15 protein-coding genes and 1 pseudogene are annotated in these 14,137 nt (G+C 48.6%); 7 read left to right on the top strand and 9 right to left on the bottom strand.

All coding sequences use genetic code 11. The annotated features are described in order from the left end of the window. Positions 1-64 precede the first annotated feature (64 nt). The 7 genes from BST96_RS11775 to BST96_RS11745 form a co-directional block, all read right to left on the bottom strand. Positions 65-1,237 (bottom strand): aromatic ring-hydroxylating dioxygenase subunit alpha, encoded by a 1,173-nt coding sequence (locus BST96_RS11775; RefSeq protein WP_085758898.1) that lies wholly within the window; start codon positions 1,235-1,237, stop codon positions 65-67. Between the two features lie 156 nt (positions 1,238-1,393). Continuing rightward, positions 1,394-2,020, bottom strand: a complete 627-nt coding sequence (locus tag BST96_RS11770; RefSeq protein WP_085758897.1) for a CBS domain-containing protein — start codon at positions 2,018-2,020, stop codon at positions 1,394-1,396. Between the two features lie 29 nt (positions 2,021-2,049). After that, positions 2,050-2,433: a SpoIIAA family protein gene (locus BST96_RS11765; RefSeq protein WP_085758896.1), complete on the bottom strand. Its 384-nt coding sequence runs from the start codon at positions 2,431-2,433 to the stop codon at positions 2,050-2,052. A 30-nt stretch (positions 2,434-2,463) separates the two neighbouring features. Beyond that, positions 2,464-2,877: a globin gene (locus BST96_RS11760; RefSeq protein ID WP_085758895.1), complete on the bottom strand. Its 414-nt coding sequence runs from the start codon at positions 2,875-2,877 to the stop codon at positions 2,464-2,466. Between the two features lie 127 nt (positions 2,878-3,004). Then, positions 3,005-4,177 (bottom strand): pyridoxal-phosphate-dependent aminotransferase family protein, encoded by a 1,173-nt coding sequence (locus tag BST96_RS11755; RefSeq protein WP_206045330.1) that lies wholly within the window; start codon positions 4,175-4,177, stop codon positions 3,005-3,007. Between the two features lie 90 nt (positions 4,178-4,267). Then, complete coding sequence (locus tag BST96_RS11750) at positions 4,268-4,465, bottom strand: hypothetical protein (protein ID WP_085758894.1); 198 nt, start codon at positions 4,463-4,465, stop codon at positions 4,268-4,270. Positions 4,466-4,488: 23 nt separating this feature from the next. Continuing rightward, on the bottom strand, positions 4,489-4,941 hold the full coding sequence (locus BST96_RS11745; protein WP_085758893.1) for an NUDIX hydrolase: 453 nt from the start codon (positions 4,939-4,941) through the stop codon (positions 4,489-4,491). A 117-nt stretch (positions 4,942-5,058) separates the two neighbouring features. Here BST96_RS11745 and BST96_RS11740 point away from each other — a divergent pair, with 117 nt between their 5' ends. The 4 genes and pseudogenes from BST96_RS11740 (at position 5,059) to BST96_RS11725 (ending at position 9,273) form a co-directional block, all read left to right on the top strand. After that, complete coding sequence (locus BST96_RS11740) at positions 5,059-5,934, top strand: AEC family transporter (RefSeq protein WP_085758892.1); 876 nt, start codon at positions 5,059-5,061, stop codon at positions 5,932-5,934. Between the two features lie 133 nt (positions 5,935-6,067). Continuing rightward, the gene (locus BST96_RS11735) at positions 6,068-8,002 is read left to right on the top strand and encodes a DUF1631 family protein (RefSeq protein WP_085758891.1); all 1,935 of its coding nucleotides are present in this window, start codon (positions 6,068-6,070) and stop codon (positions 8,000-8,002) included. Positions 8,003-8,031: 29 nt separating this feature from the next. Further along, positions 8,032-8,313 (top strand): annotated as a pseudogene (locus BST96_RS21310) (DUF1631 family protein); the annotation flags it as partial. Between the two features lie 21 nt (positions 8,314-8,334). Next, positions 8,335-9,273, top strand: coding sequence for a cation diffusion facilitator family transporter (locus BST96_RS11725; RefSeq protein WP_085758889.1), 939 nt, complete (start codon positions 8,335-8,337; stop codon positions 9,271-9,273). Here BST96_RS11725 and BST96_RS11720 read toward each other — a convergent pair. Continuing rightward, the gene (locus BST96_RS11720) at positions 9,270-9,785 is read right to left on the bottom strand and encodes a DUF3806 domain-containing protein (protein WP_240554791.1); all 516 of its coding nucleotides are present in this window, start codon (positions 9,783-9,785) and stop codon (positions 9,270-9,272) included. The genes BST96_RS11725 and BST96_RS11720 overlap by 4 nt on opposite strands. 194 nt (positions 9,786-9,979) lie before the next feature. Here BST96_RS11720 and dapA point away from each other — a divergent pair, with 194 nt between their 5' ends. From dapA to BST96_RS11705, 3 genes are read left to right on the top strand one after another with little or no spacing between them, the layout of a single operon-like run. Further along, positions 9,980-10,858: a 4-hydroxy-tetrahydrodipicolinate synthase gene (gene dapA, locus BST96_RS11715; RefSeq protein WP_085758888.1), complete on the top strand. Its 879-nt coding sequence runs from the start codon at positions 9,980-9,982 to the stop codon at positions 10,856-10,858. Then, on the top strand, positions 10,855-11,946 hold the full coding sequence (bamC, locus tag BST96_RS11710; RefSeq protein WP_085758887.1) for an outer membrane protein assembly factor BamC: 1,092 nt from the start codon (positions 10,855-10,857) through the stop codon (positions 11,944-11,946). The genes dapA and bamC overlap by 4 nt, the downstream gene beginning before the upstream one ends. 4 nt (positions 11,947-11,950) lie before the next feature. Next, a complete protein-coding gene (locus tag BST96_RS11705) occupies positions 11,951-12,712 on the top strand; it encodes an MBL fold metallo-hydrolase (RefSeq protein WP_085758886.1) in 762 nt (253 codons plus the stop codon). Positions 12,713-12,955: 243 nt separating this feature from the next. Here the strand turns inward: BST96_RS11705 and BST96_RS11700 are convergent, their stop codons facing one another. Then, entirely contained in the window at positions 12,956-14,059 is a 1,104-nt protein-coding gene (locus tag BST96_RS11700; protein WP_085758885.1) for a phosphoribosylaminoimidazolesuccinocarboxamide synthase, read from the bottom strand. Positions 14,060-14,137: the final 78 nt, after the last annotated feature.

The raw sequence follows: 14,137 nt of genomic DNA, 5'->3' as shown, positions 1-14,137 counted from the left end.
TCCACCCTACGCGGGTGTATGCGAAGTTGGGAATAACAACGCATTCAAAACCTCAGCCCTATATTTAACCCGCCTTTTTCACTTCCTCTGGTTTTGCCGCGGGGATTAATGGCACAGTATCAAACACCCAGCCCTTTTCTTTGCGACGACGCGGTGAAGGAATGGCATACACTTTTTCCAACTCATCACGTTTAACCGCCTTCGTATCAATACGCCAACCGCGACGGTCCCACTCTTTAATAAACTGACGATAACCAAAGATCGCTTTATCGGAGGGCACCAAGACTTCACTGGTCATATCATCCGGCGTTTTAACCGGCTTGATCCCTTCTAACACCACCACATCTTCTTCAGCGATCGAGGCATTCATCGCTTTTATTTCATCATCATCGGCAATTTCTTCAGGCAGGAAGTTGCAAATGGAAATATTAAAGGCAGTGGTATGGGTTTCATCCACGGGGGTTTCGTAGAGATATTGATGCATCCAGTTTTTATCGGTGATATGAATATAAGTCCAGACCTGGTTAGGGCCGCTATGACCGGCACTGACATTTAAATCGCCTTCACCGTCTCTGGCTTCTTCACCCTTGTATAAAACATCATGGGTACTGGCAGGAGCATAAAAACGGTGCCAAAAGCCATTGCCCCACTGGTGCTCGATGGGCTCCAACTTGTTAACTTTATAGGTATCCTGACGATCCCCCATAAAACCGTGGGCACGGTGCACATATTCATTATGAGAAGGGTCGATACCATTTTCTACACAGCGCTCGTAGTTGGCTGTAATTGGCCAGCTCATCGCCACAGCCCGCCATTCTTCTGCCGGGTATTCGTAGTTCTGGGGATTCCAGTCCGGCCCCATCAACGGTGGGCGCTCTGCTTCGGGAAGGTCACCTAAAAAGGCAAAGATTAAGCCGTATTTTTCCTGTACAGGATAGGAATCGATTTTTGTTCGAGCAGGAATTTTTTGCCCTTCAGCACCTAAGGAGGGAATATAAGCACAATCACCTCCCCCATTAAACTGCCAACCGTGATAAGGGCACTCCAAATGGCCATCGCGAATACGGCCATCACCTAATGAGCCGCCCCGATGGCTACAAACATCATGCAGGCAATGTGCGCTGCCGTCTTCATCACGGTACAACACAAAGTCCTGCCCTAAGCGGCGCACTTTAAAGGGTTTATCAGCGGTAATTTCTTCCGCCATGGCCATGGCATACCAAAAGTTGATGTACATGTTTGTCTCTCCTGCTAGCTCTAGTCGCTGCGGTTTGCTGTTGTTGTTATGGATTATCAGGGCAAGCGGGAAAAGGTTTTTTGATATGCATCAAGGTTGGTTTTTTTGGGCTGGGAATTTAACTTTCTTTACATAGCGAGGCTTGGGAAGGTAAACCTAGGCCCAGAGCTCCAAAGGTGCCCGGTTTACCAAGGTCCGCAAAATATCTGACCGCGAAACAATGCCCAGCACCCGACTATCGTCACTATCCGCCTCCCCTGTAATCGGCACCGCACCAATCGCATGTCGGCACATCACCTCGGCAATCAAACGCACCTCCGCCGTGGCTGCTGCGCTAATCACTTTTCTTGTCATCACCTGCTCAATACGGTGGGAACCCACGTTTTTTTGCTGATTAGCGGCAAAACGCAACAGGTCGCGGTCGGAGACAATCCCTAATAATTGCTGCTTATCATCGACCAAAGGCAGGTGGTGAAAATGGTGTTTGGCAAACAAACTCCATACCGTTTCGATGGTTTCATTAATGGATGCGGTAACCACCGGTGAGGTCATAATCTGGTGACCGTAAATAACCGGGGCAAGTTCACGCTCCGGTTTCAGGTTTTGTTGTTGGTAGGGGTTGTCCTGGGATATTTTACTAACGGGTGCTTTTAGCGGGTCACGGTTATCTTCGCTGATCGCAGAAGTACCGGCACCGGCGGATACTTGGGGCACACCCCGCGCCTTTAATAATTGCGCGGTGGGCGTTTTGATTCTGGCACCCTGCTCAATAATATAAAACATGGTGATGCGTCCTTTTCACTGATGGGGAGTTAACTGCCCAACCAGTTTAACGCTTCCTCACGATTTTCAAAATAGGCCATTTCACCATGGATAAACCAGCTACCGATTTTGGCCGCCCATTGCTCCCAGGGTTTATTGCCAACGATCGCTATTTTTTTAAACTCACTGCCATGTTTTAGCCCCAGCTTAAAATCATCCCAAGCGGCACGCAGCTCCCAGCCTTCCAGAGCCAGACAATCGACCAGCGCATTGATTTGCGGATTGTTAACGCCGCCTAAAGCATTTTCAAGTAGCGGTATAAAGGTTTGGTAATCATCATGGGTCAGTTTACCGGTGACTTTTAGCTGTAGAAAAAAGTCATTATTGACTCTGGAAATACCTACGGACAGACCGTGCTCATTCTGCTCACTCATCGTTAGCCCCTCGCTTGTCTCATGGTAAAACTAATATCTGGATGACATAAATTCAATGGCTGGCTGCATAAACCGACGCCAAACCTGCTCTATATGATGATCAAACTGCGGATCAAATTCGCTCACAGCCACTATCATGCTATCCATCCATAGCGTATAAAATTCTGGCTTAATATCCAACTGCTGATGGTTGTGCCGCATGGCTATACGTTCCAGATAGTCGGAGGCCTCTGAATCTTTATCCGATGCCAGCATAGCCATATAGAATGAGGTTTTTAGCGCCCGGATTTGGGTCTTGAAATTGGTGTCGGTAAATCGGGCAGCCACCTCAGGGGATGAGGCAGAAAAGATTTGGTAAAAGCGGCCAAGAAATTTTGAGGTGGAGCCGCAGCGGTCCAAACTGTCGTGAAATTGTTCAACGGTTTCTTCATCAAGACGATCCATCGGCCCTACCCTTATAGTGGTTCCAGGTTCTAATATAGTGGCTCTATTTCACTATAAGGGCGGCAGAATATTACGCTTTGATTTGAAACAAACTATCAGCTTATTCGCTTGAACAAGCTGATGTTAATTAATAGCTGGCCAGTGCTGCTGCAACCGCTACGCCGCTATTAATCTTTGCGCCCTGTGCCGACAGGACATTGTCCAGTGCCGACAAACACAGCACGACATTTTTCTTACTACAGGCATGGCCCATTAAACCAATGCGCCAGGCTTTGCCCGCTAAAGCGCCTAAACCAGCACCAATTTCCAGGCTGTACTCGGATAGTAAGGCAGCACGAACCGCAGCATCATCAGCACCTTCTGGCAGGTTAACCAGGTTAAGCTGCGGCAGACGATGTGCTTTATCAACCACCATGGATAAACCCATCGCTTCCAAACCGGCTACTAAAGCATCGTGGTGGGTTTGGTGACGCTGCCAAGCGTTTTCCAAGCCCTCTTCTTTTAACATCAGCAAGGATTCATGCAGTGCATACATCGCATTCACAGGGGCGGTATGGTGGTAGGCGCGCTTGGTATTGCCACCCCAATAGCCCATAACCAGCTGCATATCTAAAAACCAGCTCTGTACTTTATGCTCGCGATTTTGAATGGCTGCTACGGCCCGTGGGCCAAAGCTTACTGGTGAAATGCCCGGTACGCAGGATAAGCATTTTTGGGTACCGGAATAAACTGCATCGGCTCCCCAGCCATCAATATCCACATTGATACCGCCCACTGAAGTCACGGTATCAACAATGCTTAAGGCATGATTATCGGTCGCTAGTTGGCAGAGGGCTTTGGCATCACTTTGTACACCGGTTGAGGTTTCGGCATGCACAAAGGCCAGGACTTTTGCCGTGGGGTACTGCTCAAAAGCGGCTTTAACTTTGGCGATATCAATCGGCTGGCCCCACTCATCTTCCACCATCACAGCGGTGCCGCCACAGCGCTCTACATTCTCTTTCATCCGGCCGCCAAAAACGCCATTCTGGCAGACAATTACGGTATCACCGGGTGAGACTAAATTGACAAAACAGGCTTCCATACCCGCTGAACCCGGCGCAGAAACCGGCAGGGTTAGCTCATTATTGGTTTGAAAGGCATAGTGCAGTAGTGACTTGATCTCATCCATTAAACCGACAAATTCGGGGTCCAAATGGCCAATGGTTGGGCGGCCTAAAGCCTCTAGAACACGGGGGCTCACATCGGAAGGGCCTGGGCCCATAAGGGTACGTTGGGTTGGGTGAAAACTACTGCTCATTATTAAACTCCAAAAGCTGTCAATATCTGGGGGCGAACACTACCAGTTTTGTCGGATAAATACCTTAGGAATTAACCGGCTGCGGTAAAACTAATCCGGTGTTTTTTCATAGCGCCAGGCTTCATCCAGCATCCAGAAACGGTTGCGGGGGCCCGCCACCGTCTCGTCGCCGTCGTTATAGCCAGCATCCCCGGGATAGAGCATCACCACCCCCGCTTCGGTCAGGGTCATTTTGGGCAAGATTTCCGGTACCGGGCGCTGGCGATACATGGCCAGCGCATCAGCCACCGAGGTGCACTGGCTTAGCTCGGTCAGGGTGATAAAGGTGGGGGCATCATCTCAATATGCTTGCCCTGCAAATCTGCCAATGCCTGCTCGGGGCTATACCAGCGATGCTCGACAATTTCGCTATTATCCACGGTGACTTTATTAGAGTCGCCATTCACTTCGCTAATATAAAACCAGGTGGCAAAGCGCTTGGGGTGTTCAGGTGGGGTGGTCCAGTGGGCGAAATAAACCATATCCTGTTCATTCACCACTAAATCGGCTTCTTCCAGAGTTTCACGCACAGCTCCCCGGCGGGCGGCACCCTCAATATCCGCCAAGTCGTCACGATAATCTGCCTTATCAATTCGGCCACCAGGAAAAACCCAGTGCCCTTTGGCAAAACTGACTGCGGTTGAGCGACGCAGTAACAGTGCTTCCAAACCTTGGCAGCCATCACGGATAAGTACCACCGTAGCGGCAGGGAATATTTTGGACATAGTGGTTTCCACAGTTTCAAGGCCGCTTAGTATAAATCGCCGCGGCTAAAGGCACACTATTTTCCGCATTACCGGGCTTTCCCTGTAGAATGCCGGTTTTTACTCAACCGGTGTTTTATGTACGCAGATATTTTCGCCATTCTTGCCCCTATAGCCATTTGTACGCTGATTGGTTACGGCTGGGCGCGCTCGGGTGTGCCCTATGAAGGTGAATTTGTTACCCGCTTGGTCATGAATATCGGCGCCCCCTGTCTGGTGGTCGGTACCTTAAGCAAAACCTCAATGCCAGCGCAGGATTTAATCGAAATTCTGGGAGCAGCGGCCATGGTTCTGGTCACCACTGGGCTAATTGCTGTTACGGTATGTAAGCTAGCCAGACTACCGGTCACCGTTTATCTCGCCCCGCTTAGTTTCCCCAATACCGTCAATATGGGCTTGCCCGTATGCTTTTTTGCCTTTGGTGAAGAGGGGCTGGCGGTGGCTCTGGGGATTTATCTGGTGGTCAGCCTGACCCAGTTTTCCTTTGGCGTGGCCTTGGTCAGCGGCCAAAATGCCTGGAAAAACAGCCTGCGCTCCCCCATTGTCTACTCAGGCCTGTTTGCTACTGGCCTGGTATTAACCGCCACCCGTCTGCCGCTATGGATTGAAAACTCCCTCAATCTGCTGGGCTCACTCAGTATTCCAATTATGTTAATCACCTTAGGCGTCTCGCTTTCTCAGCTTAGAGTTAAGGACCTTAGCCTCAGTGGCTTACTGGGCGTTAGCAGGTTACTGATCGGCCTGGCCGTTGGTTTTTTTGTGGCCGAAGTACTGGCTCTGGAAGGCACTATCCGCGGGGTTGTCATTATCCAATCGGCGATGCCCGCCGCGGTATTTAACTACCTGTTAGCCCAACGTTATAACCGTTCACCCGAAGCTGTTGCAGGCCTGGTGGTCATGTCGACGCTGTTCAGTTTCGCCTCTCTGCCACTATTACTATGGCTGGTGTTATAAATACCATTAAAACCTTGCCATACCTCACATAAATAACTGCCATTTCGCTCCTAAAATCGCGAAATTAGACTACATTTGTACTAATAATGCAGGCATTGATACGCCGTAAAAACTTGCTGTGGACAGACCATTAATGGAATTACTTAACAACTGCCGGGATCATGCCCATAAATTTTATGGTGATTTGTTATTAGCGGCGGAAAAAACCATCAACGATGCGCTCTTTGAGCAGGCTGAACAGTGCACCAATAACGAAGAGCAGCGGCGTTATTTTGAAGCGATGCAGCAGCTTAAGGACCGCAGTGGCGCTATGCATACGGCCTTTAGGCATGAGATGGGTAAAAGTTTCCAGATCTTTGCCAGTGGACAGGAAGAAGAAGCCAGTGTTGAAGAGCAAATTGATATTGGCAATCTATCTCTGGTACAGCGCGACGAGCTGGAAGACGAGCTGGCTATTTCGGTAATTGTATCCAAGTCCAATAGCCGCAATTCAGAAACCCTTTGGAAGCTCAATAAACGTATGGCCGCTATGCGCGGTGGTAAAAGTGTTAGTGATGAAACCAACCCTTTTGGACCCCACCGTGTTTGCGAGGCTTTACAAATGGGTGTGGCTGAATTATCGCTGGATAATAAAACCCGCATCCTGGTCTACAAACAGTTAGGCAAAATCTTTGTAATTAGTTTTGCCAAAGAACTGGATGCCCTCAACGATATTCTGACAGAAAAAGGCATTTTACCTAACCTGCGTTTTAGTGTGACCAAAGCCCAGCAGTCAGCAGCGCCTCAAGCAAACGCCACCGGAGATAGCAGCCCTGAAGCCGCTGTGACGGATACTGAATCACTAAAAGAATCCCCCAGCAGTATTGCCCACCAGCAGGATTTATATAATTCCATTCGCGCCCTGCAATCCGCAGTGGGCAATCGTACACAAACAGCGGGCGGTGTTAGCTTTGCTGGCGTAGCTACCGATGGCAGTGGTGGTGAGGACTCATTCTCAACTATGGACTACGCGCTGGCACTGAGCGCCATCCAACAGTCCAAAGCTTTTTTATCCGCCGCCGCACTTAACCGCCCATTGCCCGCGGAAAAAGTCGAAGAAAATTTAATTGACCAGTTAACCAAGCAAGGTGACGAAAACAGCCGCCATAAAATGACCCAGGGTGATGCCGATACGGTTGACCTGGTGGGAATGATTTTCCGCTATATGCTGGACGACCCCAATTTGCATGATGCGGTTAAGTCGCTGCTTAGTCATTTGCATACGCCCTATTTAAAGCTGGCATTAATGGATAAAACCTTTTTGGATAACTATCAGCATAGCGCCAGGGTATTGCTTAATACCATGGCCGAGGTGGGCGGTAAATGGGTCAAAAAAGATAATGAGCGCACGGTTTTACCGAAAATTAAAACCATTGTAGAAAATATTCTGAAAGGCTTTGTCGATGACCCTTCGGTATTTGATCGCCTGCTGGAAGATTTTACACGTTTTAAAGAAAATATTGAAAAGCGCTCACGCATGGTTGAGAAGCGCAATACCGAATCGCAACAGGGCCTTGAAAAACTGGAACTCTCACGCCAGCAGGCTAGCGATGAAGTGGACGCACGACTGGACATTGATGATATACCGGAATCCGTTGCTGACTTATTAAGACAGCCCTGGATCGATTTTTTAGCGTTTAATTTGCTGCGTCATGGCCAGGATAGCCTAACTTGGGAGTCTGCATTAAAAGTGGTTGACGGTGTTATGTGGAGCGTTAAACCTTCAGCCGTTGCCGATAATAAAGACGACTTTAAACGCCACCAAAGCGATTTGGAAATTTCTGTATCTGATGGTTTAAAAACGATTGGCTACGACCCCGACGCCTCCAAGGGCCTATTAAACTCCCTGAAAGAAGCACAGGAATTGGCCTATCATCACTCGGTCATGGAAGCGGTTAATGAACCCGCAAGCGCCGAGGTTGTGGAGACAGCAACAAGAGATACGGCCGTGACCAATGAAGCAGCCGTGGCAGTAAAACCCAAAGCCACCCCCCTGCCAAACCTAAAACCAAACCCAGAAAGGCACTAAAACCTGCGCCACCAACTTTAAGCCCGGAAGAACAGACAGTGGTTAACAAACTCAAGGAAATTGCCTTTGGCACCTGGTTTGAGTTTGACCGGGAAAAAGTACAGGAACAACTGAAACTAGCCTGGTTTAGTCGTGTTACCAGCCACTATATGTTTGTGGACCAGAGCGGTGTTAAGCAGGCGGTTGAAACTCAGTACGATCTGGCCAAGGGTATGTGTGCCGGTAATATCCGCATTGCCGAGCCCACCAAAAAATCCTTTATGGAAAGAGCTTTAGAGGCGGTATTCGATAAACTTAAACTCACGGCCTAAACCTGGCCACGGATCATTATTATGGTCACCGGTGCTGATAAACAATTGATCAGGAACACCGATAAAAATAAGAAAGAAAAACTCCTGAAACTGGCCACTAACGCATCCGTTATTGTCGCTATTATTCTGGTTATTATTAAATCTATTGCCTGGGCAAAAACCGGCTCAGTGGCCATGCTGGCTTCGCTACTGGACTCTATGCTCGACACCGCTGCCGCCCTGATCAATTGGTATTTTATTCGCAGCGCCCTGCGCCCAGCCGATAGGGAACACCGCTTTGGGCACGGTAAAGCCGAACCCATTGGCGGTATATTTCAAGCGATGCTCATTGGTGGCTCGGCGCTGTTCCTGATTGCAGAGTCTGTACGCCGCCTCATTACTCCTCAGTTCCCTGAGAATAGTGATTGGGGCATTGCCATTATGCTGCTGTCATCAGCAATAGTGGCGGTACTGGTAGTCATACAGCGCTATGTGGTCAAGCGCACCGGCTCGGTGATTGTAGCCGGGGATGCGCTGCATGGTTTTGGGGATATTGCGATTAACCTTGGGGTTATTCTGGCGCTGCTACTGTCTACACAATTAAACTCTGCGCTGATAGACCCTATTATTGCGATCGTTTTAGCCTGTGTATTAATTTTTGGGGCCTGGCGACTTGGCAAAGTTGCCATTGCACAATTGATGGATACGGAATTTTCACCGCAACAGCGACAGCAGATCCGCGCTATTGCCAAACAGCACCCTCAGGTGAATGATATCCATGACCTGCGCACTCGCCGGGCGGGTATCTCCGAATTTATTCAGTTTCATCTGGAGATGGATGGTGAGATCAATTTAAAGCAAGCCCATGCCATTGCCGATACGATTGAGCAAAATATTCTGCAACAGTTTCCCAATAGCGAAGTGCTTATTCATCAAGACCCCTTCGGGGTTGAAGAGGTGGACCCGTTTTTACGGGATTAAAACGGCGGTTTGTTGCGAATATCAATCACGGTCTGTTCCAACTCTTTATAGATCTCAGCGACATTAACGCGTATACCCACTTCTGCCTTTCTGGATATCTGTGTCACCGGGAAAATAAATTCCTTTTCAAAGCCTCTGACCTGCAAGGCTTTTGAGCGACCGTATTTATCAATATAGATAATCCAGCTCAGACCCTTTTGTGACTTTAAAATTTGCCCGAGAATCAGCCCCATCGATTGCAGCTGACGCACATCCCTTGAGGTCACGATATTTTCATCCAGCAGGCGTTGCATTAGCGCAATATCGTTATCTTTCTGGCCGTTAAGCTGGCGACCAAAATGGCGCCGGGCCAGATCATCGATACTCTGCCGTTGTGCCTCCATAGCATTGACTGTAATGGGGGAAATTTCTTCAGTTCGCCACTGCTGAGCCTGGGCCGACACTGAGCCAAGCGCTAGCAACGCAACCATCAAAAACAAGACTGGACGGTTTACTACAACTGAATTGAACATGGATATCTCCACCCTGATAATGGTTTAAAGAGTGCCCCGACCTCAAATCAGACCACAAAAAAACAGTGTAATTCATCAACATCGGCAAACAAACGATAATTCGCTAAATATAACGCCAAAAACTGCCTTTCTTGCTTGAGCTTGACTGGGGCCACCAGTACCATAACGCCTCAGATTAGTTGATGGAGAAAGAGATGATTACGGGCAGTATGGTTGCGCTGGTAACCCCCATGACCCCCAGTGGCGATATTGATTGGCCAGGCCTGAAAACACTGGTGGATTTTCATCTACAAGAAGGCACCCATGCCATTGTGGCGGTCGGTACTACCGGCGAGTCTGCCACCTTAAGTGTCAGCGAACACTGTATGGTCATCAAACATGTCGTTGATCAGGTTAATGGCGCCATCCCTGTTATTGCCGGTACCGGCGCCAATAGCACCCACGAAGCCATAGAGCTGACAGAGTCTGCCCGCGTTGCCGGTGTGGATGCCTGCCTATTGGTAACCCCCTATTACAACAAGCCAACCCAGGAAGGCCTTTACCAGTTCCATAAGCTGATTGCCGAGAGTGTGGCGATTCCGCAAATCTTATATAACGTGCCAGGCCGTACCGCCTGTGATATGGCCAACAGTACCGTTGATCAGCTGGCCAGTATCGACAATATTATCGGTATCAAAGATGCCACCGGTGATTTGCAGCGTGGGAAAGAACTGATCGAAATGACCTCGGACCGTATTGCCATCTACTCCGGTGACGACCCAACCGCAATGGGCCTAATGTTGGCCGGAGGCAAAGGTGATATCTCTGTCACCGCCAATGTCGCCCCGAAATTAATGGCCCAGATGTGCGAAGCAGCCCTGGCCGGTGATGCCGATACCGCCACACAGCTGAATGATCAACTGATGCCATTGCACGAAAAGCTGTTTGTGGAGTCCAATCCTATTCCCGTTAAGTGGGCACTCCATAAAATGGGGATGATTACCGATGGTATTCGTTTGCCGCTAACAGTTTTTTCAGAGCCCAGCCAGCCGGTACTAACCCAGGCTATGCAACAGTCAGGAATTATTGAATGAAGCTTCACCTAAGCTTGCTTAATAGCATGATATTTCGCTCTCTAAAACTAGCCACCGCCGTCTACCTGATGCTGCAACTGAGCGCTTGTAGCTGGTTATTTGGTGATGACGGTACTTTCCGTGACCGCAGCAATGATTATCGCCAGGCCAAAGTAGAGCCGCCGCTAAATTTGCCTGAAGGTATTGATAGTGAGTCCATTGATGATAGCTATGCGATCCCGCCTATCAGTGACCGAACCACCCTGGATGATAAATTTGTAGTCCCTACGCCGGAGCCCTTGGCAGAGGATATTAACCGCGATAGCGTGCGTATCAATACTCTGGGAGACCAGCGCTGGATTTTGGTGGATGGTGCACCGGGTGAAATCTGGCCCCGCCTGCGTGGTTTTCTTAGCTTGAACCAGCTTGCCGTGCAACGGGCTGATGCTGTTAGCGGCTTGATAGAAACCGCTTGGCTACAACCCAGCGGTGAAGATGCATTGCGTGAGCGCTATCGACTGCGAATTGATCAGGGTGTGCAGCGTGGCACCAGTGAAGTCTACGTACTGCAAGCCGATATCCGTTCAGGCCGGGAAGACTGGCCAGAGCAATCCAATAATGCTGAGCGCGAAGAAATTATGACACAGGAGCTCGCCCAGTATCTTGCCGATAGTTCTGCTGCCGCTGCAGTATCGATGTTGGCACAGCAGGCTATCAGCTCTTCAGGTAAAATCACTCTGGAAGAGGACGCTAATGAAAATGTTTATATCAACCTCACCCTGCCCTTTTCCAGAGCCTGGGCATCCGTGGGCAAGGCACTGCAAAAATCGGGCTATAACATTGATGACTTAAACCGCACCGAGCAAGTGTATTACGTTAACTATGTTGAAGAAGCGGAAGAGGACGATGAGGATGGTATGTTTGCCTGGATGTATAACTGGGCATCATCCGATGACGAGGACGTTGTACAGGGCATTCCTTATCTTGTGCGCTTAAAAGACAGCAGCGAAGGCACTGTCGCTATTACCATTGAGCGCCCTGATAATGGCGAGTTAAGCAAGAGTGATACTGAGCGTTTGCTGAAACTTATTAAACGCAATATCTCTTGACCGAATGAGTTTTTCTTTTGCATCACTGGGTAGCGGCAGCCGCGGCAATGCTACCCTGATCCGCTCTAACAATACTTTACTATTGGTTGATAATGGTTTTACCATTAAAGAGACTGAGCGCCGTCTGGCCATTTTAGGCCACTCCCCTGACGATATTACTGCCATTCTGGTCACCCATGAACACAGTGATCATATCAAAGGCGTAGGGCCGTTTGCGCGTAAATACGGCCTACCGGTTTACCTGACCCATGGCACTGCACAGTACGATGGTTTAAATAAAGTTGCCGAGATGCATCAGGTGAATATCCATCGCCCCTTTGCGGTTGAAGATATTGATATTACCCCTGTAGCTGTGCCCCATGATGCCAGGGAACCCTGCCAGTTTGTATTCCGTCATGGGGGTAAAACGATGGGCTTGTTAACGGACCTTGGCAGTATCACTCCCCATGTGACTGAGCAGTATCAGCAGTGTGATGCCCTAATGCTGGAATGTAATCACTGCCCGCAAATGTTGGCGATGGGGCCATACCCTCCTTCACTCAAGCACCGTGTTGCAGGACACTGGGGCCACCTTAGTAATCATCAGGCAGCCAATCTCTTAGAACAGATTGAAGTGGAACGTATTCAGCATTTGGTGATTTCGCATATTAGCGAGAAGAATAATACTGAAGCCTTGGCCAAATCAGCGGTGACACCATGGTATTCCAATGACTCACTGATTCTGGCTCAGCAGGATGAGGCGATTGATTGGTTAAGTGTAAATTAACCAAGTCTTTAAATAAGGACTGTGCATTCTAGCGTCAGTGTTTGAAGCCAATAAGAAGCGTCAAGACTCAAATAACGAATGGATATTGTAGGGTGGATTATAATCCACCAGAACCCTACCCAGAGCAGTCATAACCGGTGGATTATAATCCACCCTACGGACTACTGGTGGAACAGGAGAAGGCATCAGGGCTCTGGATTCCCGACTTTGCAGGAATCACAGAGTTATGACAGGGATGGAGTATTATGCAATCAAACCATACTGATCACGAAGAATAGCAATAATCTCTTCTTTAGGATTATCCGATAAAACAATTTTCTCACCGGTAATTTTTTCAGCAATACCTGTATAAGTTTCCGATACAGACATTAAAATAGATTCGGGCAAAGCATTATCCTTGGCCAAAGCATTGCGCTCATCCATACGGTTTTTGTTGAGTAAAATATCTGGGTCTGGGAAGTGATTGAGCAATTCCTGGCGAAAGCCTTCCTTAGAATTCTCAACAATTTTACCATCGCGGTAGGCAGCGCCATCCCAAATACGTGATGAATCAGGGGTGCCGACTTCATCCATATAGATCAGTTTTTCTTGACCGCTTTTATCGGTGACATAGCCAAATTCAAATTTGGTATCGACAAAAATCTGGTCCAGTTTTTCCAGTGCATCGCTAATGACATCAAAACCTTCAGACAATAATTTTTCATAGTTGTCGATATCATCAAGGCTGCGGAAATTAAAGGCTTCTGAATTGTTAGTAATATCATCGCGGGTGATATTCACATCATCCACTTCAGGCACGCCAGGGATACCTGACAAAATACCTTTGGTAGATGGCGTAATTAATAATTCAGGTAACTTTTGATCTTTCTCCAGGTTATCGGCAATGGCAATACCACAGAATTCACGCTCGCCTTTGGCGTAAGAGCGCCACATAGAACCGGTAATATACTGGCGGGCAATCGCTTCAATCATAACGGGCTTGGCTTTTTGCACAATCCAAACCAGCGGGTGGGGAATATCTAAAATATGGCTATCAGCCAAGCCCTGCTCGCGGAATAATTTAAACCAGTGATTGGAGATGGCATTTAACGCCGCACCTTTGCCCGGTACACCATTCATGCCACCCTCACCGTGCCAGATACATTCAAACGCTGAAATACGGTCACTGATCACCATAACAGCCAGCTCGGAATCAGCGGCGACATCGTAGCCCTTCTCTTCAATCAGGCGACGGCTATCTGCGGCGCTTAGCCAATAAACGGAACGCACTTTGCCGCTGTGAACAGGCTGCTCGGTGCGGATGGGAAGATCGTTATTAACTGCCAATACTTTCGTAGCAAGACTCATGGTAAATGCCCTGTTTTAAATCAATAAGTTTGAAGAAGATAATCTAGGTGTCCGACCAGCTCAGTACGAGGATCAATG

Source organism: Oceanicoccus sagamiensis, assembly GCF_002117105.1.
GTDB lineage: Bacteria > Pseudomonadota > Gammaproteobacteria > Pseudomonadales > Dasaniaceae > Oceanicoccus > Oceanicoccus sagamiensis.
Note: the sequence above shows the minus strand (reverse complement) of the source record. Positions and strands in the feature narration are given on the sequence as shown.